The organism is Achromobacter sp. JCM 18799 (genome assembly GCF_055395645.1).
Genome location: NZ_AP043866.1, coordinates 5,955,055 through 5,979,614, shown reverse-complemented (window position 1 = coordinate 5,979,614; position 24,560 = coordinate 5,955,055). Strand labels below are relative to the sequence as shown.

Genomic DNA, 24,560 nt, shown 5'->3' with positions numbered 1-24,560 from the left:
AGGACGTAGCTTCGGATGGACCTACTGGTTGTGGCTGAGGGCGTTGGACAGCAAGCGCGCCGTGATATCCACGATGGGAATGACGCGTTCGTAGGCCATGCGCGTGGGACCGATCACGCCCAGGGTACCCACGACCTTGCCGTCCACGCCGTAAGGCGCGGTGATGACCGAGACCTCTTCCATCGGCACCAGCTGCGAATCGCCGCCGATGTAGATCTGCACGCCCTGGGCCCGGGTGGACACGTCCAGGAGCTGCAGCAGGTCGGTTTTTTTCTCGAACAGCGAAAACATCTTGCGCAGGCGGTCCATGTCGGAGGCGATGTCGGTCACGTCCAGCAGCTTGCGCTCTCCGGAGATGACCATGGCGTCGCCGTCTTCAGCGGCTTCCGCGCTGGCTTCGACCGCGGCCTGCATCAGGCGCGAGATATCCTCGCGCAATTGCGCCAGTTCGGTCGACAGGGTTTGCCGCACGACATTGAAAGACTTGCCGGCGAAATGCATGTTGAAGAAATTGCCGGCTTCCAGCAGTTCCGCTTCGGCATAGTCGCGCTGCACGAAAAGAATTCGGTTCTGGACATCGCCGTCGGGCGTGACGATGATGAGCAGCACGCGCTTGTCGGACAGGCGAATGAATTCGATCTGGCGGAAAACCTGGGCGCGCTTGGGCGTGAGCACCACGCCCGCGAACTGGGTCAGGTTGGACAGCAGGGCCGCTGCGGCGTTGACGGCGCGCGTGGGTTCGGCGGCCGCCAGCATCTCGCCCATGTTGTGCGGTTCGAGCTGGTAGGACTGCACCGCCAGCAACGAATCGACGAACATGCGGTATCCCCGCGGCGTGGGCACGCGGCCGGCGGAGGTGTGCGGGCTGTGGATCAGTCCCAGTTCTTCGAGATCCGCCATCACATTGCGGATCGTGGCCGGGGACAAGTCGAATACTTTCGATAGCGTCCGCGAGCCGACTGGCTGCCCATCGGCGATATAGCGTTCGATCAACGCTTTCAGTAGTGCGCGTGCGCGGTCATCCATAACAAGTATTTTAGGGAATCTTTTTCAATTGAGGCGATTTTTGTCCCGCAAGCACATATGCGGCCCCATATAATCGGCTAAACCGCCCATTCCGGGCAGGTTTCGGCTTCTGGTCCGGCCTTTTTTGATACGCAAGCAGCCATGCATTTTCCTACCGTAGCCCTGATCGGCAGATACCAGGACACCGGCCTGGACACACCGCTGAGAGCACTCGCCCACGCGCTGACGCAAGCGGGCCGGCAGGTGCTCATCGATGCGGACACGGCGCGCAACACCGGGCTGACCGAATACCCCGTCGCCACGCTCGAGGAAATCGGCAAGACCGCGTCGCTGGCCGTCGTCATGGGCGGCGACGGCACCGTGCTGGGCGCCAGCCGCCACCTCGCTCCTTATGGCATGCCGCTGGTTGGCATCAACCACGGACGCCTGGGCTTCATCACCGACATCGCGTTGCAGGACGCGCACGGCGCCCTGGCGCGCGTGCTCGAAGGCAGCTTCCAGATCGAGGAACGCATGCTGCTCGAAGGCAGCGTGTGGCGCGGCGACCAGAAGATGTACTCCGCGTCCGCGCTGAACGACGTGGTGCTGAACCGCGCGGGACGCGGCGGCATGATCGAAGTGCGGGTCGAGCTGGACGGCGCGTTCATGTACACGCAGCGCGCCGACGGCCTGATCATCGCCACCCCCACGGGCTCCACCGCGTACGCGCTGTCGGCCAACGGCCCCATCCTGCATCCGGGCATGAACGCCATGGTGCTGGTGCCCGTGGCGCCGCAGACGCTGTCCAACCGCCCCATCGTCATTCCCGACAGCGGCGTGCTGAACATGACGCTCACGGCCATGGGCCGCGTGGAAGTCGGCGCCAGCGTGCATTTCGACATGCAGACCTGGTCCGACCTGCAGCCGGGCGACCGCATCGTCGTACAGCGCGCGCCCTATACCATCCGCTTCGTGCATCCCGAAGGCTACAGTTTCTTCTCCACCCTGCGCCGCAAGCTGCACTGGAACCTGATGCCCGAAGCCTCCGACAACGTAGAGTAGTAAGCGCCCCGACATGCTGCGCACCCTGCATATCCGCGACTTCGTCATCGTCGAACAGACCGAGATCCATTTCGGCCCCGGCTTCACCGTCTTTTCCGGCGAGACCGGCGCGGGCAAATCCATCCTGGTGGACGCGCTGGCGCTCGCGCTGGGCGAACGCGGCGACGCCAGCATGCTGCGCGAGGGCGCGCCGCGCGCCGACATCACCGCGGTCTTCGATACCCCCAAGGGCCTGATCGCCTGGCTGCAAGAACGCGAGATCGACGCCGACACGGAACTGTCCTTGCGCCGCGTCATCGATGCCCAGGGCCGCAGCCGCGCCTACATCAACGGCACGCCCGCGACCGTGGCGCAATTGCGCGAACTGGGCGACAGCCTGGTCGATATCCACGGCCAGCACGCGCACCAGAGCCTGATGCGCGCCGACGCCCAGCGCGATCTGCTGGACGCCCACGGCGGCCACGGCGAATTGCGCACCGCGGTCGGCCAGGCCTGGAAGCAATGGCGCGCGCTGGCGCGCCAGCTGGAATCCGCCGAAAAGGACGCCGCAAGCCTGGCTACCGAACGCGACCGCCTGCAATGGCAGGTCGACGAGCTCGACCAGCTGAATCTCGGTCCCGACGAATGGGATGCGCTGCAGTCCGAGCACACGCGCCTGTCGCACGCGCAATCCCTGCTGGACGGCGCCAACCAGATCCTCGAAGGGCTGGACGGCGAAGGCGATTCCGCGCACCACCGGCTCACCTCGGCCAACCACCGCATCCAGCAGATGCTGCGCCACGATCCCGGCCTGCAAGGCGTCTACGACGAACTGGAATCGGCCCGCATCGCGATCAGCGAGGCCGTCTCCGACCTGAACAACTACGTCAGCCGCGTCGATCTCGATCCGCAGCGGCTGGTGGCGGTCGAGGCGCGCCTGGGCCTGGTATTCGAAACCGCTCGCAAATTCCGCGTCGAGCCCGACGCGCTTTGCGAGCTGCGCGACACGCTGCACGCCCAGCTTGCGGCGCTGCAGGCCGCAGGCGACATCGACGCCCTGCGCGCCCAGGCGCAGGCCGCACAGGCGCAATACGACGCCGCGGCGGCCAAGCTGACGACCGCACGCCGCAAGATCGCCAAGGACCTGGGCAAGCAGGTCACGCGGGCCATGCAGACGCTGGCCATGCAGGGCGGCAAGTTCGAACCCACACTGGCCGAATCGGCGCCCTCCGCGCATGGCAACGAACAGGTCGAATTCCTGGTGGCCGGCCATGCCGGCACCACGCCGCGGCCGCTGGCCAAGGTGGCCTCGGGCGGCGAACTGTCGCGGATTTCGCTGGCGCTGTCCGTCATCGCCAGCCGCGCCGCGCGCGTGCCCACACTGATCTTCGACGAAGTCGACAGCGGCGTGGGCGGTGCGGTGGCCGAGGCCGTCGGCAAGCTGCTGCGCGAACTCGGCGAACGCCATCAGGTGCTGTGCGTGACCCACCTGCCCCAGGTCGCGGCCTGCGCCAACAACCAGTTCCTGGTCAGCAAGGCGGAATCGCGCGGCGCCACCCGCTCCAGCATCGAAGAACTGGACGCGCCCTCCCGCGTGGAGGAAATCGCGCGCATGCTGGGCGGAATCAAGCTCACCGCGACCACCCGCGAACACGCCCGCGAGATGCTGGAAGGTTTCGGGCAGAACTGAAGCGCTGGCCGGCCTTGTTACGGCGGGGCACAGAAAAAAGGGCCGATTCGCGCCATAAAAAAATCCCCTTCATATCGAAGGGGATTTGGATCTTACGGACCCGCCGCGAGCGTAGCCGCGGGTCGTATGCAGGGCCGGGTCAGCGGCCCTTCATGCAGCTGCCGCAAATGCCGTACAACACCATGGCGTGGCTTTCCAGCGCGAAGGCGTTGTCCTTGGCAATCTTTTGCTGGCGCTTCTCGATCTCGGGGTCCGAAAACTCGACCACCTTGCCGCAATTCGTGCAAATCAGGTGATCATGGTGATCGCCGTCGTTGAGCTCGAACACCGCCTTGCCGCTGTCGAACTGGCTGCGGGCAAGGATGCCGGCCTGTTCGAACTGGGTCAGGACGCGGTAGACGGTTGCCAGCCCGATTTCGACGTTTTCGCCGATCAGGGCGCGATAGACGTCTTCGGCGCTCAGGTGCCGTTGGTCCGATTTCCGGAAAATATCAAGAATTTTCAGGCGGGGAAACGTCGCCTTCAAACCCATGTTCTTCAGTTCGCTTTGGTCGCTCATGGTGTAATCGCTCTCCGTCCGCGTTGGCATGGGCAGGATAGGTTCACCGCGAGCCGGCTCACCGAAATCATGCCGCCACGCGGAACTATCCTTATGAAACCTTTATGATAACGGTTTTGTCTGCTTCCAAATAATAGGGGCGCGTAGTGTCCATGATTGCACGAATTCCCTCCCGCTCGCTGAAGACCGGCCTGGCAGTGGCCGCTCTGGCCGTCGCCCTGGCTGGATGCTCGGGGGACAAGTGGGGCTTCCCCTACAAGGCCGGCGTCCAGCAAGGAAACTGGATCACCCAGGAACAGGTCGCCCTGCTGCAGCCTGGCATGACGCGCGAACAGGTGCGCTTCGCCCTCGGCAGCCCGACGCTGACCAGCGTGCTGCACGCCAACCGCTGGGACTACCCCTACTACTACAAGCCTGGCTACGGCGACGCCCAGGAACGCAAATTCACCGTCTGGTTCGAAAACGACCGGCTGACCCGCTGGGAAGGCGACAAGCAGCCTGAGCTGCAGCCTTACCAGATCAATACGCCCGACGCCGTCGCCGACGAAAAGGCAGACAAGCGCCTCATCGAAGACGAAACCCGCCAGAAGGAAGAGGAAGACCAGCGCAAGCGCGACTCCGCCGCCCCGGTCAGCCCCCTCAACCAGTACCCTGGCCAGCCCGGCAACGCCCCCGAGCCGCTCAAGTAACACCAAGGACTATCTATGCGTATCGCAATTGCCGGCGCCAGCGGCCGTATGGGCCAAATGCTGATCGAAGCCGTCCTGAACGCCTCCGGCCTGCAGCTTGCCGTGGCGCTGGACCGCCAGGGCTCGGCGGCGCTGGGCCAGGACGCCGGCGCGCCGCTGGGCAAGCAGACGGGCGTGGCCATCACCGATGACCTCGACGCTCTGGCCCTGGCCGACTGCCTGATCGACTTCACCCGTCCGGAAGGCACGCTCGAACACCTGCAGGCCTGCGTCAAGCACGGCGTGAACGCCGTCATCGGCACCACCGGTTTCGACGACAACGGCCGCGCCGCGATCGAAGTCGCCGCCCAGAAGATCGGCATCGTCTTCGCGCCCAACATGAGCGTGGGCGTGAACGCCACGCTCAAGCTGCTGGACATGGCCGCGCGCATCCTGAACTCCGGCTACGACGTCGAAGTCTTCGAAGCGCACCACCGCAACAAGGTCGACGCGCCTTCGGGCACCGCGCTGAAAATGGGCGAAACCATCGCTTCGGCCTGGAACGTGGCCCTGCCGGACGTCGCCACCTGGAGCCGCCATGGCGATACCGGCGTGCGCAAGCCCGGCACCATCGGCTTCTCCGTGCTGCGCGGCGGCGACATCGTCGGCGACCATACCGTGTCCTTCTGCGGCACCGGCGAACGCATCGAGATCACGCACCGCTCGGCCAGCCGCGCCACCTACGCGGAAGGCGCCCTGCGCGCCGCCCGTTTCCTGGAAGGCAAGCACAACGGCCTGTACGACATGCAATCGGTGCTGGGCCTCTGAAGCCCTCGCCTGCAAGAAAAAGGACCCTGCGGGGTCCTTTTTCTTGCCTGGCCCAAACGGCCTCACACCACCACGGGTTCCGGTTCAAGCCGCACGCCGTAGCGCTCGGACACCGCCGCCTGGATGGCATGCGCCAAGCCCATGATGTCGGCTGCCGTGGCCCCGCCGCGGTTGACCAGCACCAGGGCCTGGCGCTCATGCACGCCTGCGGCCCCCAGCGAGCGGCCCTTCCAGCCGCATTGGTCTATCAGCCAGCCGGCTGCGAGCTTGTAGCCGCCATCGGGCTGGGCGTACGACACCAGGCCGGGAAAACGCTCCAGCAGCCCGTCCCGCACTTGCGCCGACACGATGGGGTTCTTGAAAAAGCTGCCTGCGTTGCCCGTCACCGCCGGATCGGGCAGCTTGGCGCGGCGGATCTCACACACCGCGTCGAAGATGTCTCGGGCGGCTGGCTGCCCCGCCGCCAGCCGCGCGTGGCGCTGCAGGTCGGGGTAACCCAGCACCGGCCGCCACGGCCGGGGCAAGGCGAAACGCACGCTCACGATGACCCACCGTCCGGGCTCGTCGTGCTTGAACACGCTGTCGCGATAGGAAAAGCGGCAATCGGCCGCGCTCATTTCGACCTGGCGGCCTGCGCGCACGTCCCAGGCGGTCAGGCTGTGGAAGCGTTCCTGCAGTTCGACGCCGTAGGCGCCGATATTCTGCACCGGCGCCGCGCCCACCGTACCCGGGATCAACGCCAGGTTTTCCAGCCCGTCCCAGCCCTGGTTCACGCAGGTTTCGACAAAGCCGTGCCAGGTCTCACCGCCCGCCGCCTCGATCAGCCAGGCATCCGGCCGGGCTTCCAGCAGGCGCACGCCCTTGAACGCGACGCGCGCCACCAGTCCCGGCACCTGGCTCGGCAACACCAGATTGCTGCCCCCGCCCAGCACCAGCAGGGAGGACGCCTCGTGCGCCAGCTGCGACAGCGCCGGCAGCTGCGCCGCATCCTCCAGGGTCACAAAGGCCCCGGCCCGCGACGCCAGGCCCAGCGTATTCAACCGGGTGAGATCCTGGCTGACGGGAGACAAGTCGGGGGACGGAAGGACTTTGGCGGAAGAATTTGACATGGGTGCTGCGGATTGCTATAGTTTCTGTCTTCGCTCATATTACTTGATTGAGTGCTTGCCCTGAATTTCAGGCTTTGTTCGAAAACTGCTTGCAGTGAACAAATCCAAATAAGTCCAGGCCAAGACAAGCTCAAAAAAATCATGTAGAATGCGCGCCTTCTGATCGATAACCAAGTTGATCAGAGTGAATAAGAAAACAGGTTCTGGCTGTTCAAGTGCAGAACCCATGCGGGAGTAGCTCAGTTGGTAGAGCGCAACCTTGCCAAGGTTGAGGTCGCGAGTTCGAGACTCGTCTCCCGCTCCAAATTTTGATTTCCAGATCTTTTCTGGAAATCCTTGAGAAAGGGCCCTCCGGGCCCTTTTTTCATTTCTGCTCGAAAATCGGGCATTTCTCCACGCTGCCTGCGGCCATATCGCCCCGCCCCTCTCCGGCACGAATCCCCTAGCCGCCACGCACGCGGCCTATGACATACACGCCCCTTGGCCTGCGCCATTCATCCTGGACGCCAGGACAATTTTCGTGGATTCGAGGAAGTCCACGCCCTGCCCGGCTTGCGTACCATTCATTACGTCCTAGGACAAAGAAAGCGGCGCGGTGGCAGAGTGGTCATGCGGCAGATTGCAAATCTCCTGAGGTTGGTTCGATTCCAGCCCGCGCCTCCAAGACCAGCCTGGCATGTCGGCCCATAGGGTACGGGTGCCGGGACGCAGCCGCCCTGGCGGCACGCCAAGGAGATCGCCTTGATTCAAGTCACCCTGTTCCACGACGGCTGCAATCTCTGCCTGGGCATAGACCGCAGCATGGCGGCGGTTTTCGCGACGCCGCTGCATCGCTATGCATCATTCGACCTGGCGCGGCACCCCGAGTCCGCCGTCCAGGCCAAGGCGCTCGGCATCACCCGCCTGCCGTCCCTCGTCATCGATGGCCGCGTGCTGCGCCTGGAGGATCACTCCCCCATCGAGCACTACGCCTGACCCCCGCGTGGCCGGATCCGGGCCCGCTGCGACGCACCCGCTCTTGAAGGCCGCTGCCCCGTTGAACCATGCAAGGAGCCCATCATGAGCAAACTCACCACCGCATTCGGCGCCCCCGTTCCGGACGACGACAACACCATGACCGCCGGCCGGCGTGGACCGGCGCTGTTGCAGGACGTCTGGTTCCTGGAAAAGATGGCTCACTTCGACCGCGAAGTAATCCCCGAGCGGCGCATGCACGCCAAGGGCGCCGGCGCCTTCGGCACGTTCACCGTCACCCATGACATCACGCGCTACACCAAGGCCAGGATCTTCAGCCAGGTAGGCAAGCGGACCGAGATGTTCGCCCGCTTCTCCACCGTGGCGGGCGAACGCGGCGCAGCCGACGCCGAACGCGACATCCGCGGCTTCGCGCTCAAGTTCTATACCGAGGAAGGCAACTGGGACCTGGTCGGCAACAACACGCCGGTCTTCTTCGTGCGCGACCCGTTGAAGTTCTCCGACCTGAACCGGGCCGTCAAGCGCGATCCCCGCACCGGCATGCGCAGCCCGCAGAACAACTGGGACTACTGGACCCTGCTGCCCGAGACCCTGCATCAGGTGACGCTCATCATGGGCGACCGCGGCATTCCGAAGAGTTACCGCCACATGCATGGCTTCGGCAGCCATACCTATAGCTTCATCAACGCCGCCCGCGAGCGGTTCTGGGTCAAGTTCACCTTCAAGACCCAGCAGGGCATCCAGAACCTGACGGACGCCGAGGCCGGTCAGGTCATCGCCGCAGACCGCGAGAGCAACCAGCGCGACCTGTACGAAGCGATCGAACGCGGCGAGTTCCCGCGCTGGACCCTGTACGTGCAGATCATGCCCGAGGCCGAGGCCCATACCTACCCGCTCAATCCCTTCGATCTGACCAAGGTCTGGCCGCACCGGGATTATCCGTTGATCGAGGTCGGTGTCCTGGAGCTCAATCGAAACCCAGAGAATTTCTTCGCCGAGGTCGAGCAGGCCGCCTTCAGCCCCGCGGTAATCGTGCCCGGCATCGGCTTCTCGCCCGACAAGATGCTGCAGGGCCGCCTGTTCTCGTATGGGGACACGCAGCGCTATCGCCTGGGCGTGAACTATCCGCAGATACCGGTGAACGCGCCGCGCTGCCCGTTTCACAGCTATCACCGCGACGGGGCCGTGCGCGTGGATGGCAACGGCGGCAGCACGCCCGCGTATACGCCCAACAGCCATGGCGCGCTGCAGGCGCAGCCGGACTACTCCGAACCGCCGCTGGACCTTAATGGCGCCGCGGCCCGCTGGGACCACAGGGAAGATGCCGACTACTACTCCCAGCCCGGCAACCTGTTCCGCTTGATGGCGGCAGACGAAAAGCAAAGGCTATTCCAAAACACCGCGCGCGCGATCCGCGGCGCCTCCAGGGAAGTCATCGAGCGCCACATCGCCAACTGCACACGGGCAGACCCGGCCTACGGGCAAGGCGTGCGCGACGCGGTCATGCAGACGGAACAAGACCATCCGCGGGCCGCCCCCTAGCTTCAAAAAACATCAACCAACCCGCCACGGATAGCCGATACACTGAACTCTCCCATTGCCGGTAAAAAACAGGTGCGCGGCGTACAACCGACGCAGCCTCAGCGGAGACACAGGTGCTTGGATCCCAGTTGATTATCCGTACGCTGCATCGCCTGGGCGTCAAGACCATCTTCAGTCTGTCCGGCAATCAGATCATGCCGCTCTACGATGCCTGTATCGACGCGGGCATCCGCATCATCCACGTGCGGCATGAGGCGGCCGCTGTCTTCATGGCGGATGCGTGGTCCCAGATCACCGGCGAACTAGGCGTCGCGATGCTGACCGCAGCGCCGGGCATCACCAATGGCCTGGCGCCGCTCTATTCGGCGGCACAGGCCGAAAGCCCGGTGCTCCTCATTTCCGGCGACTCCCCGGTAGGGGAAGACGGCATGGGCGCGTTCCAGGAACTGGACCAGGTTTCCATCACCCGTTCCTTGACCAAGCTTTCGCTGCGTCCGCGGACCGTGCAGGAACTCTATCCCGCGCTAGACAGCGCGGTCGCGCAAGCGCTTGCTCCCCGGCGCGGTCCAGTCCATCTGGCTCTGCCTTTCGACCTGATGACTGCGGAGACGGGCTTGGCTGAACTGCCCGCCACTACACCCAAGCGTGAGCCCGCCACGATGGACGCAGCCGGCCTGGAACTGCTCGCCGCGTTGGTGAATCCAGCGCAGCGTCCCCTGGTGCTGGCCGGCCCCACCGGCGCACGGCCGCACATGCGCGCAGCCCGCGAAAGGCTGGAAGCAGCGCTAGGCGCGCGCCTCATTCCCATGGAAAGCCCTCGCGGCCTGAAGGACCCTTCCCTGGGGTCCCTGGCCGAACTCATTCCGCAAGCGGACCTCATCGTGCTGGCGGGCAAGTGCCTGGACTTCACGCTGGGCTTCGGCGGCGCCGGCGCGCTGGGCAAGACGGCCCGGATCGTGGCGATAGATCCCGACCCCGCGATGCTGGAACGCGCGGCCCGCCTGCTGGGCGACCGCCTGGCCCTGGCCTTGCAGGGCGATCCCTACGCCGTGCTGCCCGCGTTGCGGGCAGCGCCAGCCCCGGCCGAACGCGCCTCGTGGCGCGCGCGGGTGGACGACGCGCTGCGCAACCGGAACACGCTGGGCGCCACGGCTTGCGCCGAGGGTGCGTTGGGGCCGCGCGCGCTGTGTGAGACCGTCCAGACGTTTCTCGCCTCCGCCCCCAACCCGATCCTGGTGTGCGACGGCGGCGAATTCGGCCAGTGGGCGCAGGCTTACTGCCAGGCGCCGGTGCGCATCATCAACGGCATGTCCGGCGCGATCGGCGCGGGCATCTGCTACGCCATCGCCGCCAAGATCGCACAGCCCGACGCCACCGTGGCCGTGCTCATGGGCGATGGCACGGCGGGCTTTCACCTGATGGAGCTGGACACGGCGGCGCGCGAACAGGCCGCGATCGTCGCCGTGATCGGCAACGACCTGCGCTGGAACGCGGAACATCTCATCCAGATGCGCACCTACGGCCCGCAAAGGCTGATCGGCTGCCAACTCGCGCCGACCGCGCGCTATCACGAAGTCGCCGCGGCGCTCGGCGGAGCCGGCTACGCCGCGCAGGACCGCGACAGCCTCGCCACCGCGCTGCGCGCGGCGGCGGACAGCGGGCTGCCCGCGTGCATCAACGTATCCCTGGCGGGCGAACCCGCTCCGGTTTTCAGCGCATCAATGCAGTCCGCAACCGGTCATTGACCTCGAAGCATCGAGCCCAGCTGCAGTCCGGTTTCGTCCCTTAGCACGACAGGAGACCCTCATGATGAGACCTACCGGCCTCTGGCCGGGCGCGTTCGCTCGCGCCGCGATTTGCATGCTTGCCACGCTTCCGGGCCTGGCGACCGCCCAATCCTATCCCGCCAAACCCGTCCAGCTCATCGTGCCGTTCAGCGCGGGCGGCGACGCCGACATGGCGGCCCGCAACTTGGCCGCCGCCGCGCAAGGCTTGCTTGGCCAGCCGCTGGTCGTGGTCAATAAGGCCGGGGCGAATGGCGCGATCGGCTCGGCCGCCGTGAAGAACGCCGCGCCCGACGGCTACACCTTGCTGGTCGGCCGGATCGGCTCCCAGGTCCTGCTGCCCGCGCTGCAACCCAAGACCACGCCTTACACCGCAAAGGACTTCACGTACATCGGACTGCTGGAGTTGAACCCCGTGGTCTGCGTGGTGCATCCGGACAGCCCCTACAAAACGATGGGCGATCTGGCGCAGGCCTTGAAGGACCGCCCCGGCAAGCTCAACTACAGCCATTCCGGTCCGGCCACGGTGCAGAACCTAGCGCCGCAGCTGTTGCTCAGCAGTCTCGGCCTGAAGCCCGAAGCCGTGGTCAACGTGCCCTACAAGGGCGGCAACGAAGTTGCGCTGGCGGTGCTCAGCAAGGACGCAGACTTCGCCTGCAACAACCTGAGTTCGATGACGGGCATACTTGCCAGCGGCAAGCTGCGCGCCCTGCTGACGACCACGCCCGAACGCCTGGCGCAGTTCCCCGACATACCCACCGCGCGCGAGCTGGGGCTGCCCCAACTTGAGGCGGTCATAGGCTGGAGCGGGCTGTTCGGGCCGCCCGGCATGAGTCCCGAAGCCGTGGACAAATGGGCCGCCGTGCTCAAGCAGATCTCGCAGGATCCGAAGTGGATCGCGGGCAACGCCAACTTCGGCGGCATCCCTCACGTCCTGCCCCCCGCGGAGACGGAAAAATACGTCAGCCAGGGGGCCGCGATCTACGCCGACCTTGTGGCCAAGGCCGGACTGCAGGTCAACTAGCCAGCCCCACCCCCCGTTCCTGGCGGCCCGCCGAGTCCGGCGGACGCCGGGATCGCCTCGCGCAGGTAGCCGACGAATGAGGATACGGTCAGCGGCACGCGCGGCGTGTAGGGCCTGACTGCGTACAGCCGTTCCGCATACTCACCCACCACGCGCCACCCGCGCAGGACCTCGACCAGCTCTCCGCTGCGCAGGGCCTGGTTGGCGCTGAAATCCGGCACCAGCGCGATCCCCAGGGATCCGACAGCCACCTCCCGCAGCACTTCGCTGTTGTTCGCGGTGAAGCTGCCGCGCACGGGCACCGCCACGCGCTTGTCTCCGTCACGCGACTCGAACGACCAGGTCGCGCTGCCGCTGCGCCGCAGGTAGTGCAGGCAATTGTGAGCGGCCAGATCCATCGGCGTCTTGGGCGTGCCATGCTGTGCCAGATACTCCGGGGCCGCAACCAGCACGGAGCGCGTCTCGCAGATGACCGAGGCGACGTGAGTGTCCGGCACGCCGGCCACATGCCGGATGGCCAGGTCGAAGCCTTCGGTAGCCAGGGAAGCGAGATGGTCGCTAAGTTCCAGCTGGATCCGCACATCGGGAAAATTCTTCAGGAACCCCGGTATCAGCGGCGCAATGACCTGGCGTCCCAGGGCCACGGGCGCGGTCACCGACAGCACGCCGCGCGGCCCCTCGGACAGGTCCCGCACGGCCGAGAAGCCCTCTTCGATGCGCAGAAAGGCCGCCGCGGTCTGGTCGACCAGGCTCTGCCCCGCCTCCGTCAGGCCGACGCTGCGGGTGGTGCGGCGCACGAGAGGGACGCCAGCCGCCTGCTCCAGTTCCACGATGCGCTGGCTCACCGACGCCTTGCTGATCTGCAGGCGGCGCGCGGCCGCCGTATAGCTGCCGGTATCGGCCAGCACCCCAAGGCAATGGATATGCGACCACAGATCTTCCAGACGTCTGGTTTTCGTCATGCCCTGCTCCATTGTTCGAAACATCAAACACTGATTCCAGCCCTCTGATCTCGACGGCCGGGCGGCAATGCGCGACATTGCCAGCTCCAGAACACCATGCATGAGCCCAGGAGCCAGCCATGACCGCAAGCAATGCCAGCGCCCAATCCCGCGATGCCGGACACTATATCGGCGGCAGCCTCGTCGACGGGACAGGCAGCCGCCAGCCCGTCTACAACCCGGCCACCGGCGTTGTCGCCAGGCAGGTGGCCCTGGCCACGCCCGACGAGGTGAACCGCGCCGTGGCCAGCGCCAGGGCGGCGTTTCCGCAATGGGCGGACACCCCTCCCATCCGCCGCGCACGCGTGCTGTTCAGGTTTCTTGAACTGATGAACAAGCATCGCGACGAACTTGCCCACTTGATCACTGCCGAGCATGGCAAGGTTTTCAGCGATGCGCAAGGCGAAGTCACGCGCGGCATCGACATCGTCGAGTTCGCCTGCGGCGTCCCCCAGCTGCTGAAGGGCGCCCATACCGAGCAGGTATCCACCGGCATCGACAACTGGACGCTGCGCCAGCCCTTGGGTGTGGTGGCGGGGATCACGCCGTTCAACTTCCCGGTGATGGTGCCCATGTGGATGTTCCCGGTGGCGATCGCGGCGGGCAACACCTTCGTGCTCAAGCCCAGCCCCACCGACCCCAGCGCGTCGCTGCGCATCGCCGAACTACTGCGCGAAGCCGGCCTGCCCGATGGCGTGTTCAACGTGGTGCAGGGCGACAAGGTGGCGGTGGATGCGCTGCTGGAACACCCGGACGTGAAGGCCATCAGCTTCGTCGGCTCCACGCCCATCGCCAACTACATCTACGAGACCGGTGCGCGCCATGGCAAGCGCGTGCAGGCCCTGGGCGGCGCCAAGAACCACATGGTCGTGATGCCGGACGCCGACATCGACCAGGCGGTCGACGCCCTGATCGGCGCCGGCTACGGTTCGGCCGGCGAGCGCTGCATGGCGATCAGCGTGGCGGTGCTGGTGGGCGACGTGGCCGACCGGCTGCTGCCCAGGCTGATCGAACGCACCAAGACGCTGAAGGTGCTGGACGGCGAGAATCCCGCGGCCGAGATGGGTCCCATCGTGACCCGCGCCGCGCATGAGCGCATCAGCGGCTACATCGATCTCGGCGTGCAGGAAGGCGCGCAACTGCTGGTGGACGGCCGCGGCTTCCAAGGCTCGCAGGCGGGCGCGGGCTGCGGCGACGGCTTCTGGATGGGCGGCACGCTGTTCGACCACGTCACGCCGGACATGCGCATCTACAAGGAAGAGATCTTCGGCCCGGTGCTGGGCTGCGTGCGGGTCAAGGACCTGAAAGAGGCGGTGGATCTCATCAATGCCCATGAATTCGGCAACGGCGTGGCCTGCTTTACCCGCGACGGCAACGTGGCGCGCGAGTTCGGCCGCCGCATCGAGGTGGGCATGGTGGGCATCAACGTGCCCATCCCTGTGCCCATGGCCTGGCATGGCTTCGGCGGCTGGAAGCGCAGCCTGTTCGGCGACATGCACGCCTATGGCGAAGAAGGCGTGCGCTTCTACACGCGTCAGAAGTCGATCATGCAGCGCTGGCCCGAAAGCATCGGCAAGGGCGCCGAGTTCGCCATGCCGACGGCCAAGTAACGGCAGTCCGTCTCACGCAGGCGAGACCCATCCGCGATAGATGGCGCCCGCGCCCGCTATCGCGAGCAGCACGAAGATGGCCCGCTTCAGCAGTTCCGGGGACACCCGGACCCTGAGGCGGGATCCGCCGTACAGGCCGATCAGCGCCACGGGCAGCAGCACGGCGGCTGCGGACAGGATTTCCGGCTGCGCATACAGTCCGGCGGCGCCGAAGGCCGCCGCCCGGATCAGGCCGCTGGCCAGGATGACCACCGAGATCGTGGCGCGGAACTGGTCCAGCGCATCCAGCCGGCGCGACAGATAGATGGTGTAGATCGGCCCGCCGGTGCCGAACAGCGCGCTGAAGATGCCGCCGAACACGCCGAACGGCAAGGCCCAGAAGGTGTTCAGCGGCGCCGACGGCTTGGCCCGCGCGCCTCGCAGCCCCTTGATGCACACGGCCAGCACGAAGCTGCCCAGCAGGATCAGGGGCCAGCGGGCGCCGGCGTTGTGCAGCAGCGTCACACCCAGTCCTATCCCCAGCAGCAACCAGGGAAACAGGCGCTTGAGTTCGACCAGGGAAACTCGCCGCCAATTGCTGCCGCCCACCAGGGCGGTACAAGCCAGGTCGAACAGCACCACCAGCGGAACCGCGAACTGCAAGGGCATGAACTGAACCAGCAGCGGCACAGCCACCATGGCCGCGCCGAACCCCGTCATCCCGAAGACGACATAGGCGGCAAGGACGACGGGCGCGGCGCAGGCGAGCGTATCGGACGGCATCATGGGGAATCAGCTCGCGGTGATCTTCTTCTTTTCCACCAGCGCCTTCCACTTGGCGGACTCCCGGGCGATCTCCTCCTTGAGCGCGGCGGCAGGCACGATGGTCGCCGACATCCCCTGGTCAGCCAGATAGCGCTGCATGTTGGGCTGCGCGACCGCCGCCTTGGCATCGGCCAGCAGCCGGTCAACCGAGGCCTGGGGCGTGCCCGCCGGCGCCAGCAAGGCGAACCAGCCCGTGAACTCGAACCCCGGCACGCCGTCCTCGGCCGTGGTCGGCACGTCCGGCAGCAACGCCGAACGTTCCTTCCCCGTCACGGACAGCGCCCGCAGGCGTCCTCCCTTGAGCAGCGGCACGATCGCGTTGATATTGCCCACGGCGACCTCGATCACGCCCGCCATGAGGTCGGTGTAGGCCGGGCCCTCGCCCTTGTACGGGACGTGCATGAGTTCGATCCCCGCCGCGTCGCTGAAGGCTTCGCCCGCCATGTGCGTCTGGCTGCCCACGCCCGCCGACGAGAAGCTGAGCTTGCCCGGCCTGGCGCGCGCGTACTCGATCAGTTCGCGCGTGTTCTTGACCGGCAGGTTGGCATTGACGGTGATGACCATGGGCCCGTTGGCCACCTTGCCGATGGGACTGAAATCCGTCAGCGAATAAGGCAGCTTGCTGTAGATGAACTGGTTGACCGTGAACATGCTGCCCGACGCGAGCAACAGCGTATAGCCGTCCGCCGGCGCGCTGGCGACGGCCTGCGCGCCCACGCTGCCGCCAGCGCCCGCGCGGTTCTCGACGATTACGCTCTGCTTCAGGCCCTTGCCCAATTCGGCCGCCAAGGCGCGGCCCAGCAGGTCGGTGGCCCCGCCCGCCGAAAACGGGACGATCATGCGTATGGCCTTGTCCGCCGGCCAATCGGCCCGCGCCGGCAAGGCGATAAACGGCGTAAGCGCGAGGCCACAGCCCAGCGTCTTGACGATGCGGCGGCGTACATCATTGGGTCGGATTTCGTTCTTCATGGATTTGTCTCCTTCAGTTCGCGGGACGGCGAAGCCCGCCGGCTCGCGGCCGGCTGACGATTCGCCAGGCAGCAACTGACCCTCGGGCCGATGGCTCGATTTTTTGGGGCGTTGCGGTGTTTTTCTGCGGACTACTAGGCTGCTGAACTACAGAACTACCGGACTAAGAACTACTGGCCGGCACAGACTGACTTCAATGCATCGAGCAACAACTGCGTAAGATGGGCCCGCGGGTTCTCTTTCGGCGCCAGGATGCCCAGACGGCGCGTGACGGTGGGCGAGCCGAACGGAATGACGCGGATACCCGGCGGAAACTCGTTCCTGCCGCGGCAGGCCGGCACCACCGATGCGCCCAGGCCATTGGCCACCATGGCGATCACGCCTTCCAGGTTGTCGATCTCCATGGTCGAACGCACGGTGATGCGCCTGCGCACCATCTCTTCCTGCACCAGATGCCCCACGCGCGCCGAACGATTGAAGCGGACATAAGGGTTCTGCTCCAGGATCTCCTGATCGCTGGCGCCCTTGACCGAGCGGTGGGCGATGACGACCAGTTGCTCCTCGACGAACGGCAGGAAATCCAGGCCCGAGCGCGGCGCGTCGGGCTCGGTCACGATCGCCACGTCCAGCTGCCGGTGATAAATGGCGCGCTCCAGGTCGTGCGTGAGCCCCGTGGTGACGTGGACCTCCAGGCCGTGGCCCTGCTTCTGCAGGTGCCGCAGCGCGAGCGGCAGCACGCCGGACACACAGGTGTGGACGCTGCCGAGCCTGAGCAGTCCCGACGAGGTGCCTTTCTTCAGGGCGGCGCTCATGCTTTCCCAATGCGCGATCAGGTCGCGCGCCCGGTGCACCAGCGCCAACCCCGTGTCCGTGAGTATCGGCGGACGCCGGCTGCGGTCGAAGATCGTGATGCCCAGTTCGTCCTCGAGCGCGCGGACCTGCATGCTCACCGCCGACAGCGACAGGCCGATGGTATTGCCAGCCTCGGCGAAACTGCCGTGGTCTGCAATCGCGATCAGCGTGTAGAGCGTCCGGATGTCCATGCAAGAAGGTTCCTGGTGAAGAGCGGCGTTGCGGAAAAGAGGAGTATGCCGCGCTAGAGGCCGAGCAGCCGCCGCGCGTTCCCTCCCATGACTTTCCCTAGATTATCTTGCCGGATCGGCAAGGTCTCGAACCACTCTTTGTACCCTTGCACCGGGCAGAACGGGAATGAGCTGGCGTAAAGCATCCTGTCCGAGAGAAAGCCGTCGGCCGCCTTCACGTATTCCTCCCAGCCCGGCATGCGGGAGAAGTACATATCGGGCGACAGCCACAGGTTCTGGCGCCGAAAGGCCAGGTGCAGGATCTCGTTGACCCAGGGCCAGCCGCCATGGGCGACCACCACGTTCAGGCCGGGAAAGTCCGCCAGCACCCGGTCGGTCCGTATCGGGTCCGAATAGCTCAAGTCCGGCCCCGCAGTGCCTCCCACCATCATGATCACCGGCACGCCCAGGTCCTCGCAGTGGCCGTAGATCGGATAGAGGCGCCTGTCGTCGGCGTACATGGGAACCGGGTAGGAGCCAGGCTCGATGTTGATCAGCTTGAAACCGTCCTCGACTGCCTGGCTGATGGTCTGGCACGCGCGGCGCCGGTCGGTGGGGTCGATGGAGGCGGCGCCGATGAATCGGCCCGGATGCTCGGCGACGATGCCTCGCACGTCCTCGTTGGATACGCTGCCCAGCACGCCGGCCAGGCGGCCCACGACCACGCCGCGGTCTATCCGCGCGGCGTCCATTTCTTTCAGCAGCAGCGCCATCGATTGCTGCTGCGCCGCTGCCGAGGGCTCGAAACCCACCGTCCGCGTAAAGCCGTCGCGGCGTTCTCCCGCCGAGTACATCAGCGTGTCCAGGAAGCCGCCTACCGGCGGCCGCAGCCTAAAGTCGATGATCATCGCAGTATCTCTGTCAGGTATGAGGTTGCCGCAAGCCGTGCCGCCGCGCCTACATCACTTCGTCCTTGCGGTCGTCCGTCTCGCCGTAGCGGTGCAAGGCGGGCGGCTTCAGCCCGGCATAGAGCTTCTCGATGCCCGCGTTGATGGCCTCGGCGTGCTGGGCGAAGAGCGAATTGCCTTCCAGGTCGCTCTCGACGATGAAAGGCCCGAAATTCTCGACCTCGAACAGCCACATGGCCTGGGCAATGCCCAGTTCGTCCAGCCAGTGCACTTCGCGCACACGCTTGATGCCCCGCCCCAGCAAGGCGCCCGTGCCGTAGCCCACGGTGGTCAGGTAGATCGCGCCGCCGGGCGCCAACACCTGCTTGTAGTCGTCGGCGGGCATGCCGCCCTTGCCGATCAGGATGCGGCAGCCGGTCTCCTCCAGCCAGCGCGGTATCCACTTGGAAAATCGGAACGAGGCGGTGGCGGTGACCGCGCCCACGTTGTAGCCGCCGCGGCCGTCTGGCGCGGCCGCCGGCGAGCAATGGAAGTTGACGTTGCTGATGGCGCGCAAGTCCACGGGCAGCGGCAGGCCCTGGTCCAGCACCTTCTTGTACACACCCTCGCGGGCCGTGTAGACCACGCCGTTCAAATACACGGCCGAGCCGAGTTCGAGCCTGGCGATGTCTTCGCGCCTGGCGGGCAGGTCCAGATGAAAGACCTTGATGTCGTCGTCGTTGCTTACCATTCGACCGTCTCCCGGCGCATGTAGGGTGTGAACCACTGGGGATCGGTGCGGTACTCGATCTCCCCGTTGGCATGGATCCGCGCGGTGGCGCGGCGCGAAGACAGGCAAAAGGTGTGCAGGCTGATGGGCATGCCACCGGTGTGGGTGTAGCCGCACTCGATATGGCAGTCCACCACCATGCCGGAACCAACGAAACCCATGGCGCCCATGCCGATGGAATTTCCCAGCCGCATCAGCTCCAGTTCCAATTCCGCCACCTTGGGGTCCGGATTGCGGTCCCCTACCGTGCGCAGACAGGCGGCCTGCTTGCCCAGTTGCATGCAGGTGTCCTTGGAGCCGCCCAGTCCGATGCCGACGATGGCTGGCTGACAGGCCAGCCCGCGCTTGCCGAAGGCAATCAGCGTGTCCAGCACGAAGCGCTTGATGCCGTCTATGCCGTCGCCGGGAAACAGCATGCGGTAGTCGGTGCCGAACAGCCCGCCCTTGTGCACGGTGGTGATGTCTATCCAGTCGCTGTCCGGCTCGAACGACCATTCGATCTCGGGCGCGTTGATGCCGACGTTGTTGTTGTGGTCGGTGCGCCAGAGCGGATGCACGCGGTTGGGCCGCAGCGGCACGCTGACCGTGGCCTCGGCCGTGGCGTGGCGCAGCGCGCGTTCCACGGCGACGAAGCCACTGTCGACCGAGGCGTGGTTGCCCACCTTGACGTAGTAGCGCGGCAGGCCGGTGTCGGCGCACATCGGACGCCGGTCCTGGTCGGCCGCTTCCCAGTTGTCCATCATGGCGTGGATGACGAAACGCGGCAGCTTGCCGGTTTCCTTCTTCTGCAGTTCCTGGATGCCGCGCTTGTAGTCGGCCGGGATTTCGATGGCCGCGCGGCGCATGATCTCCAGCGCCGCCTCTTCAACTTTCTGGACAGGGATGCTCATGATTGGGATGCCTCAGCTCTGGGGGATGCCCGCCTCGCCCTCGATGAGCGATTCGCCGGGTTTTACGATGTCGAAGGAAACCGGAACCATCTCCAGCGCCACCTCGCCGTCCTGCGCGCTCACGCGCGTGTAGCAGCTGGTGTGCAGGTCGCCGGCCTCGGGGAAATCTTCGCGGTAGTGCGCGCCGCGGCTGTTCTCGCGCGCCAGCGCCGAGACCGTGATGACCTTGGAAATGTCGACCAGGCTCTCCAGGTTGAGCCAGTCATGCCAGGTCAGGTTGTAGCGGCGGTCGCCGTCCGCCACGCCAATGTCGCGCAAGGCTGCGCGGTGGCCGGCAATGGCATCCAGACCATGCGCCATGGCCTCTTGGCGGCGCAACACGCCTACGTCGTCCCACATGGTTTGCGAGAGCGCGTCGCGCAGCTCGTGGATGCGGCCCGCGGGCCGGGAAAACGGGAACTCGGCGCGTTCGATGCCGCGCTCGATGACGCGCTGGTCGGGGTCGCGCCACTGGCCGGACTTCGCGACGTAGGCCGCCATCGCATCGCCCGCGATGCCGCCGAACACCGTGGAATTGGCGACGCCGTTGCCGCCCAGGCGGTTGGCGCCATGCACGCCGCCGCAGTCCTCCCCGGCCGCATACAAGCCCGGCGACGCGGTCGAACCGTCCACATTGAATTCGACCCCGCCCATCAGATAGTGGGCCGTCGGCACCACTTCCACCTTGCCGCCTGCCAGGTCGAAGCCGCAATCCTTGCACCGGTTGACCATGCCGGGAAAGGTCTTGGCCACCTTGTCCGGGCCCAGATGGCTCATCTGGATGTAGACCCCGCCCATCGGCCCCGTGCGTCCCGCACGCATCTCGGCGTAGATGCCGCGGCTGACCACATCGCGCGTCGCCCGTTCGCCGCGCTTGTCGTAATTGGCCATGAAACGCTCGCCGTCGCCGTTGAGCAGATAGCCGCCCGCTCCACGCAGCCCTTCCTCCAGCACCGTTCCGGTCATGCGCGTGTCCGGCCCGCCGAGCAGGCCCGTGGGGTGAAACTGCACCATCTCCATGTCCCGCAGCTTCAAGCCATAGCGCAGCGCCATGGCCAGGCCGTCGCAGGTCTTGTCGCCCGAAGGCGTGTGGTAGCGGTACATGGTCGGGCCCGCCCCCGTTGCCAACAGCACGGCCTTGGCCTGAATAAAGCGGTATGCGCCCGTCCGCATGTCGATGAACAACACGCCCGAAATGCCCGAGCCGTCGGCGGCGGGAATCAGTTCGATGGCGCGGTGCTCTTCCAGCTCGTCGACATCCAGCGCCCGCACCTGCTCCATGAGCCGGTTGATGATCTCGATACCCGTCAGATCGGCCTTGTGCACGGTGCGGTCGAAGCTCTGGCCGGCAAACGCCTTGGAATGCAAGGTGCCGTCGGGATTGCGGTCGAAGAAGCAGCCGATCTCGTTTTCCAGCTCGCGCACCCGCTCGACCGCGCCTTCGACCAACCGCCACGCCAGGTCCTGGCGCGGCAGCCATTTGCCGCCCTCGATGGTGTCCATGAAGTGGCGTTCCACCGAGTCGCCCGCGGCCAGCGCGACGTTGTAGCCGCCCTGGACCATGCGGGTACAGCCGCACTTGCCCAGCAGCCCCTTCACCGTCACCGTCACGCGCAACGACGGATTCGCCTTCTTCGCGTGCAGCGCCGCGAACAGGCCGGCGCCGCCGGTACCCAGCACAAGAATGTCCGTCTTGATGTTCTCGATCCGCATCTCAGATCACTCCCGCGATGAAAACCAGGCCCGTCGCCATGGAGACCACGAAGCCCCAGCCGATCCAGGCGATGCGCGCGTCCCGCGGCGAGCTCCAGGGCAGCAGCTCCAGCGCGAGCAGGCGCAGCCCGAAGAACATGTGCAAGGTCAGCAGCAGCACCAGCCCCCACTCGCCGACCTTCATGGCCGGCATGTCGGCAAGCTTCAGGAATCCGTCCAGCCGCGCTTCGTCCAGCGCCATCGCCAGCACATAGAAATGCGCCGGCAGGAACAGGGCCAGCGCCAGGCCGGAGATGCGATGCCCCAGGAAGGCCCAGTACGCCTGATGGTTGCGCGCCGATCTCATGGCATCAGCCCTCCCACCGCCGCGACGGCGCGCACGCCCAGGATGAACAGCCCCAAGCCGAACGCCAGCCCGACCGCGGACGCCGCGCCGCGGCCCAGCCGCAGCCACTCGATCAGGATGTTGCGCACGCCGATCGGCACGTGGACCGCCACGCTCACGACGAACAGGCCGTAGAAAACGATCCAGAACCAGTTGCCCTGGGTGCGCGAGAGAATCTCGCCCGCGGTCAGGCCGCCGCGCACGGCATAGATGACCAGGCCCACATGCACCAGGACAAAGGGCGCCATCACCATCGCCGTCAGACGCTGGAGCGCGAAAAGACGAGCTTCCATGTCAGCCCCCCTTGAGCAGGCTGAAGATGGCGCTGCGCTTCAATCCCGCAATGCTGCCGGTGGGGCTGAGGCTTACCGGACAGTGCTTCATGCAGCTGCCCTGGGTGTGGCAGGAATTGCAGCCGCTGCCGGAGGTGGCCTTGCGCAGCACGTCCTTGGGGTCGGCGTGGCGTTCGTCATTGAACAGCGTCCACGCGCGGTTCAGGGCGGCCGGGCCAAGATAGTCCTTGTCCCAGGACACCACGTCACAGGCCGCGTAACACACGCCGCAGTTGATGCATTCGATGGCCGCGTCTGCCTGCTTGCGCTTCTTGCTTTGCGGCGACACCAGCGCCGGCGGATCGTTGCGCGTGGTCGTGCCGACAAAGGTATTCCCGGCGCGCGCCCACTTCTGGAAGAACTCGCTCATGTCGACGACGAGATCCTTGATCCGCGGCATGTTGCGCATCGGCTCGATCACGATCACGCCGCCTTCCTCGACCCGGCTCACGTGCGTGCGGCAGGTCCAGCGCGGCTTGCCATTGACCGTCATGGCACAGGACCCGCACACGCCGACGCGACAGGCATAGCGGTACGAGAGGCTCGGTTCCTGCGTGCGCTGCACTTCGGTCACCACATCCAGGACCGTCTGGTTCTCCCGCCACGGGACCGAGTAGGTGGAATAGCTTCCGTCTTCGGTTCCCCGAGAGATGCGGACCGTGAGTTGTCGCTGATTCGTGGAGTTCTTCGTATCCATTTTCCGCCCTCGGACGACAGGCTGCGCCCATGAACAGAATTCTGAATCTCGCGTATCGGTGAAGCAATATAGATTTGGTTGATATTTTTTGAAGTTATTTTTTGCCTGGCCAGAGGGGGCGCCGAACGATCCGGCGCCTGCCGCGCCGCCACATCTTCAACGGATGGCGATCACTGGCCGCCTCCAGGCCGCCGCCGGACGGGGATCCGGCCGGGCCGCAGCCCCCCTCAGGCACGTTTTTGAAAATTAGGTATACTTCCGCCTCGCTTGCCGCAACCGCCCCCGGATCGCAACGATCACGGATGGCGCCAGGCAACGAAAATGCGGGAGTAGCTCAGTTGGTAGAGCGCAACCTTGCCAAGGTTGAGGTCGCGAGTTCGAGACTCGTCTCCCGCTCCAAATTTTGATTTCCAGCTTCCTTCACGGAATTCTGAAAATCGTTGAGAAAGGGCCTACGGGCCCTTTTTTCATTGCGGTTTGCGCCGCTTGGAAAATGAGGGAACACGGGCAATGGATACCGCATTGATCCTGCTGGTGCTTGGCGCGGCATGGCAGGTGCTGCGCGTGCGCTACCAGCGCGCCCGCATTGCGCTGCTGGGGCGTCATCTGGGCGGTTTGCAGCTTGAGCGCCACATGGAAACACTGACGCAAGGCTACACACGCGCCATCCGCGAAGACACCGAAACACGCCAGCTACAGGTGCTGGAAACCTTCGCCCAGACCGAACGCGCCGTAGCGGCGCAAGTGCAGTCGCTGGCCGACGCCATGCAAAAGGAAAGTCCACAGGCTACCCGCGTGAGCACGCTCTCGTTCTGCGTGCCATACATCGAGCGCTTTTTGCCTGCAATGACACGGGATTTTCGTGAACTGCTGCACATCCATGCATCCGGCTTGCGCCATGTCGTGGACAACGAGAGCCACTGGGACGCAAGAGAACGCGCATACCACCTCTCGGCAGAGTTGTATCTGCTGCAACACAGTTGCCATTGGTTCTGCAAATCCCGCGCCGTGGCCGATGCACGGCTGATGCTGCGGCATCAGGTCGATCACCGGAAAGTCCTGGATTCAGTGTCTGCTGTTACCCGCTCGGCTTATCTGCGATGGCAAGGGGCCGATAAGCACTAGGACCAACTGCGTCTCGTCCGCTCTGGCCCCGCTCAGCGCGCATTCTTAAGCAAGTCATTGAAAAAGGGGCG

At 65.6% G+C, this 24,560-nt stretch carries 24 protein-coding genes and 3 tRNA genes; 13 read left to right on the top strand and 14 right to left on the bottom strand.

The genetic code is table 11. The features are described from left to right. Positions 1 to 21: 21 nt before the first annotated feature. The gene (gene hrcA, locus ACZ5YA_RS28295) at positions 22 to 1,026 is read right to left on the bottom strand and encodes a heat-inducible transcriptional repressor HrcA (RefSeq protein ID WP_054450033.1); all 1,005 of its coding nucleotides are present in this window, start codon (positions 1,024 to 1,026) and stop codon (positions 22 to 24) included. A gap of 141 nt (positions 1,027 to 1,167) precedes the next feature. Between hrcA and ACZ5YA_RS28290 the strand changes: the two genes are divergently transcribed. Both ACZ5YA_RS28290 and recN read left to right on the top strand, forming a co-directional pair. Next, positions 1,168 to 2,067, top strand: a complete 900-nt coding sequence (locus tag ACZ5YA_RS28290; protein WP_054450031.1) for an NAD kinase — start codon at positions 1,168 to 1,170, stop codon at positions 2,065 to 2,067. Between the two features lie 13 nt (positions 2,068 to 2,080). Continuing rightward, positions 2,081 to 3,736 (top strand): DNA repair protein RecN, encoded by a 1,656-nt coding sequence (recN, locus tag ACZ5YA_RS28285; RefSeq protein ID WP_059373777.1) that lies wholly within the window; start codon positions 2,081 to 2,083, stop codon positions 3,734 to 3,736. 139 nt (positions 3,737 to 3,875) lie between these two features. Here the strand turns inward: recN and fur are convergent, their stop codons facing one another. Beyond that, positions 3,876 to 4,295, bottom strand: a complete 420-nt coding sequence (gene fur, locus ACZ5YA_RS28280; protein ID WP_013391855.1) for a ferric iron uptake transcriptional regulator — start codon at positions 4,293 to 4,295, stop codon at positions 3,876 to 3,878. A 152-nt stretch (positions 4,296 to 4,447) separates the two neighbouring features. Between fur and ACZ5YA_RS28275 the strand changes: the two genes are divergently transcribed. Beyond that, a complete protein-coding gene (locus tag ACZ5YA_RS28275; RefSeq protein WP_059373776.1) occupies positions 4,448 to 4,984 on the top strand; it encodes an outer membrane protein assembly factor BamE in 537 nt (178 codons plus the stop codon). Positions 4,985 to 4,999: 15 nt separating this feature from the next. After that, complete coding sequence (gene dapB, locus ACZ5YA_RS28270) at positions 5,000 to 5,791, top strand: 4-hydroxy-tetrahydrodipicolinate reductase (protein ID WP_118932867.1); 792 nt, start codon at positions 5,000 to 5,002, stop codon at positions 5,789 to 5,791. 62 nt (positions 5,792 to 5,853) lie between these two features. Here dapB and murB read toward each other — a convergent pair whose 3' ends face one another. Next, a complete protein-coding gene (gene murB / locus ACZ5YA_RS28265; protein WP_059373774.1) occupies positions 5,854 to 6,900 on the bottom strand; it encodes a UDP-N-acetylmuramate dehydrogenase in 1,047 nt (348 codons plus the stop codon). A gap of 228 nt (positions 6,901 to 7,128) precedes the next feature. Here murB and ACZ5YA_RS28260 point away from each other — a divergent pair. The 6 genes from ACZ5YA_RS28260 (at position 7,129) to ACZ5YA_RS28235 (ending at position 12,225) form a co-directional block, all read left to right on the top strand. After that, positions 7,129 to 7,204: transfer RNA gene (locus ACZ5YA_RS28260), tRNA-Gly, on the top strand. Positions 7,205 to 7,489: 285 nt separating this feature from the next. After that, positions 7,490 to 7,563, top strand: a tRNA-Cys gene (locus ACZ5YA_RS28255). A gap of 78 nt (positions 7,564 to 7,641) precedes the next feature. After that, positions 7,642 to 7,875: a hypothetical protein gene (locus ACZ5YA_RS28250; RefSeq protein ID WP_464091499.1), complete on the top strand. Its 234-nt coding sequence runs from the start codon at positions 7,642 to 7,644 to the stop codon at positions 7,873 to 7,875. 84 nt (positions 7,876 to 7,959) lie between these two features. Next, entirely contained in the window at positions 7,960 to 9,417 is a 1,458-nt protein-coding gene (locus tag ACZ5YA_RS28245; protein WP_464091498.1) for a catalase, read from the top strand. 128 nt (positions 9,418 to 9,545) lie between these two features. Next, positions 9,546 to 11,162 (top strand): thiamine pyrophosphate-binding protein, encoded by a 1,617-nt coding sequence (locus tag ACZ5YA_RS28240; RefSeq protein WP_464091497.1) that lies wholly within the window; start codon positions 9,546 to 9,548, stop codon positions 11,160 to 11,162. A 61-nt stretch (positions 11,163 to 11,223) separates the two neighbouring features. Further along, positions 11,224 to 12,225: a Bug family tripartite tricarboxylate transporter substrate binding protein gene (locus ACZ5YA_RS28235; protein WP_464091496.1), complete on the top strand. Its 1,002-nt coding sequence runs from the start codon at positions 11,224 to 11,226 to the stop codon at positions 12,223 to 12,225. On the opposite strand, the gene ACZ5YA_RS28230 is transcribed toward ACZ5YA_RS28235, so the two are convergent. Continuing rightward, positions 12,222 to 13,187, bottom strand: a complete 966-nt coding sequence (locus tag ACZ5YA_RS28230; RefSeq protein WP_059373842.1) for a LysR family transcriptional regulator — start codon at positions 13,185 to 13,187, stop codon at positions 12,222 to 12,224. The two genes, ACZ5YA_RS28235 and ACZ5YA_RS28230, sit on opposite strands and share 4 nt — an antisense overlap. A 119-nt stretch (positions 13,188 to 13,306) precedes the next feature. Here ACZ5YA_RS28230 and ACZ5YA_RS28225 point away from each other — a divergent pair, with 119 nt between their 5' ends. Further along, positions 13,307 to 14,836 carry a CoA-acylating methylmalonate-semialdehyde dehydrogenase gene (locus ACZ5YA_RS28225; RefSeq protein WP_118932873.1) on the top strand — a complete coding sequence of 510 codons (1,530 nt, stop codon included), beginning with the start codon at positions 13,307 to 13,309 and terminating at the stop codon, positions 14,834 to 14,836. A 12-nt stretch (positions 14,837 to 14,848) separates the two neighbouring features. On the opposite strand, the gene ACZ5YA_RS28220 is transcribed toward ACZ5YA_RS28225, so the two are convergent. From ACZ5YA_RS28220 to ACZ5YA_RS28175, 10 genes are all read right to left on the bottom strand, one after another. Beyond that, complete coding sequence (locus tag ACZ5YA_RS28220) at positions 14,849 to 15,601, bottom strand: sulfite exporter TauE/SafE family protein (protein WP_464091495.1); 753 nt, start codon at positions 15,599 to 15,601, stop codon at positions 14,849 to 14,851. Positions 15,602 to 15,607: 6 nt separating this feature from the next. Next, positions 15,608 to 16,609 (bottom strand): Bug family tripartite tricarboxylate transporter substrate binding protein, encoded by a 1,002-nt coding sequence (locus tag ACZ5YA_RS28215; protein WP_059373768.1) that lies wholly within the window; start codon positions 16,607 to 16,609, stop codon positions 15,608 to 15,610. Between the two features lie 170 nt (positions 16,610 to 16,779). Next, positions 16,780 to 17,652, bottom strand: a complete 873-nt coding sequence (locus ACZ5YA_RS28210; protein ID WP_054450007.1) for a LysR family transcriptional regulator — start codon at positions 17,650 to 17,652, stop codon at positions 16,780 to 16,782. Positions 17,653 to 17,705: 53 nt separating this feature from the next. Continuing rightward, positions 17,706 to 18,539 carry an amidohydrolase family protein gene (locus tag ACZ5YA_RS28205; RefSeq protein ID WP_118932874.1) on the bottom strand — a complete coding sequence of 278 codons (834 nt, stop codon included), beginning with the start codon at positions 18,537 to 18,539 and terminating at the stop codon, positions 17,706 to 17,708. Positions 18,540 to 18,588: 49 nt separating this feature from the next. Further along, positions 18,589 to 19,269 (bottom strand): fumarate hydratase C-terminal domain-containing protein, encoded by a 681-nt coding sequence (locus ACZ5YA_RS28200; RefSeq protein ID WP_464091494.1) that lies wholly within the window; start codon positions 19,267 to 19,269, stop codon positions 18,589 to 18,591. Then, the gene (locus tag ACZ5YA_RS28195) at positions 19,263 to 20,198 is read right to left on the bottom strand and encodes a fumarate hydratase (RefSeq protein ID WP_059373764.1); all 936 of its coding nucleotides are present in this window, start codon (positions 20,196 to 20,198) and stop codon (positions 19,263 to 19,265) included. The genes ACZ5YA_RS28200 and ACZ5YA_RS28195 overlap by 7 nt, the downstream gene beginning before the upstream one ends. Positions 20,199 to 20,210: 12 nt before the next feature. Continuing rightward, a complete protein-coding gene (locus tag ACZ5YA_RS28190; protein ID WP_118932876.1) occupies positions 20,211 to 21,950 on the bottom strand; it encodes an L-aspartate oxidase in 1,740 nt (579 codons plus the stop codon). A 1-nt stretch (position 21,951) separates the two neighbouring features. Further along, positions 21,952 to 22,296: a succinate dehydrogenase/fumarate reductase transmembrane subunit gene (locus tag ACZ5YA_RS28185; protein ID WP_251877703.1), complete on the bottom strand. Its 345-nt coding sequence runs from the start codon at positions 22,294 to 22,296 to the stop codon at positions 21,952 to 21,954. Further along, positions 22,293 to 22,628: a succinate dehydrogenase gene (locus tag ACZ5YA_RS28180; protein ID WP_059373761.1), complete on the bottom strand. Its 336-nt coding sequence runs from the start codon at positions 22,626 to 22,628 to the stop codon at positions 22,293 to 22,295. The genes ACZ5YA_RS28185 and ACZ5YA_RS28180 overlap by 4 nt, the downstream gene beginning before the upstream one ends. A gap of 1 nt (position 22,629) precedes the next feature. Further along, positions 22,630 to 23,364, bottom strand: a complete 735-nt coding sequence (locus ACZ5YA_RS28175; protein WP_464091493.1) for a succinate dehydrogenase/fumarate reductase iron-sulfur subunit — start codon at positions 23,362 to 23,364, stop codon at positions 22,630 to 22,632. A gap of 323 nt (positions 23,365 to 23,687) precedes the next feature. Between ACZ5YA_RS28175 and ACZ5YA_RS28170 the strand changes: the two genes are divergently transcribed. Both ACZ5YA_RS28170 and ACZ5YA_RS28165 read left to right on the top strand, forming a co-directional pair. Further along, positions 23,688 to 23,763, top strand: a tRNA-Gly gene (locus tag ACZ5YA_RS28170). A gap of 111 nt (positions 23,764 to 23,874) precedes the next feature. Next, complete coding sequence (locus tag ACZ5YA_RS28165; protein ID WP_306634031.1) at positions 23,875 to 24,489, top strand: hypothetical protein; 615 nt, start codon at positions 23,875 to 23,877, stop codon at positions 24,487 to 24,489. Positions 24,490 to 24,560 lie beyond the last annotated feature (71 nt).

Coding starts and splice junctions, on each gene's coding strand:
- dapB (WP_118932867.1), top strand. CDS start 5,000: ATGCGTATCGCAATTGCCGGCGCCAGCGGCCGTATGGGCCAAATGCTG.
- ACZ5YA_RS28235 (WP_464091496.1), top strand. CDS start 11,224: ATGATGAGACCTACCGGCCTCTGGCCGGGCGCGTTCGCTCGCGCCGCG.
- ACZ5YA_RS28205 (WP_118932874.1), bottom strand. CDS start 18,539: ATGATCATCGACTTTAGGCTGCGGCCGCCGGTAGGCGGCTTCCTGGAC.
- ACZ5YA_RS28275 (WP_059373776.1), top strand. CDS start 4,448: ATGATTGCACGAATTCCCTCCCGCTCGCTGAAGACCGGCCTGGCAGTG.
- ACZ5YA_RS28200 (WP_464091494.1), bottom strand. CDS start 19,269: ATGGTAAGCAACGACGACGACATCAAGGTCTTTCATCTGGACCTGCCC.
- ACZ5YA_RS28215 (WP_059373768.1), bottom strand. CDS start 16,609: ATGAAGAACGAAATCCGACCCAATGATGTACGCCGCCGCATCGTCAAG.
- ACZ5YA_RS28175 (WP_464091493.1), bottom strand. CDS start 23,364: ATGGATACGAAGAACTCCACGAATCAGCGACAACTCACGGTCCGCATC.
- hrcA (WP_054450033.1), bottom strand. CDS start 1,026: ATGGATGACCGCGCACGCGCACTACTGAAAGCGTTGATCGAACGCTAT.
- murB (WP_059373774.1), bottom strand. CDS start 6,900: ATGTCAAATTCTTCCGCCAAAGTCCTTCCGTCCCCCGACTTGTCTCCC.
- ACZ5YA_RS28230 (WP_059373842.1), bottom strand. CDS start 13,187: ATGACGAAAACCAGACGTCTGGAAGATCTGTGGTCGCATATCCATTGC.
- recN (WP_059373777.1), top strand. CDS start 2,081: ATGCTGCGCACCCTGCATATCCGCGACTTCGTCATCGTCGAACAGACC.
- ACZ5YA_RS28190 (WP_118932876.1), bottom strand. CDS start 21,950: ATGCGGATCGAGAACATCAAGACGGACATTCTTGTGCTGGGTACCGGC.
- ACZ5YA_RS28165 (WP_306634031.1), top strand. CDS start 23,875: ATGGATACCGCATTGATCCTGCTGGTGCTTGGCGCGGCATGGCAGGTG.
- ACZ5YA_RS28180 (WP_059373761.1), bottom strand. CDS start 22,628: ATGGAAGCTCGTCTTTTCGCGCTCCAGCGTCTGACGGCGATGGTGATG.
- ACZ5YA_RS28195 (WP_059373764.1), bottom strand. CDS start 20,198: ATGAGCATCCCTGTCCAGAAAGTTGAAGAGGCGGCGCTGGAGATCATG.
- ACZ5YA_RS28210 (WP_054450007.1), bottom strand. CDS start 17,652: ATGGACATCCGGACGCTCTACACGCTGATCGCGATTGCAGACCACGGC.
- ACZ5YA_RS28245 (WP_464091498.1), top strand. CDS start 7,960: ATGAGCAAACTCACCACCGCATTCGGCGCCCCCGTTCCGGACGACGAC.
- ACZ5YA_RS28225 (WP_118932873.1), top strand. CDS start 13,307: ATGACCGCAAGCAATGCCAGCGCCCAATCCCGCGATGCCGGACACTAT.
- ACZ5YA_RS28220 (WP_464091495.1), bottom strand. CDS start 15,601: ATGATGCCGTCCGATACGCTCGCCTGCGCCGCGCCCGTCGTCCTTGCC.
- ACZ5YA_RS28290 (WP_054450031.1), top strand. CDS start 1,168: ATGCATTTTCCTACCGTAGCCCTGATCGGCAGATACCAGGACACCGGC.
- ACZ5YA_RS28185 (WP_251877703.1), bottom strand. CDS start 22,296: ATGAGATCGGCGCGCAACCATCAGGCGTACTGGGCCTTCCTGGGGCAT.
- fur (WP_013391855.1), bottom strand. CDS start 4,295: ATGAGCGACCAAAGCGAACTGAAGAACATGGGTTTGAAGGCGACGTTT.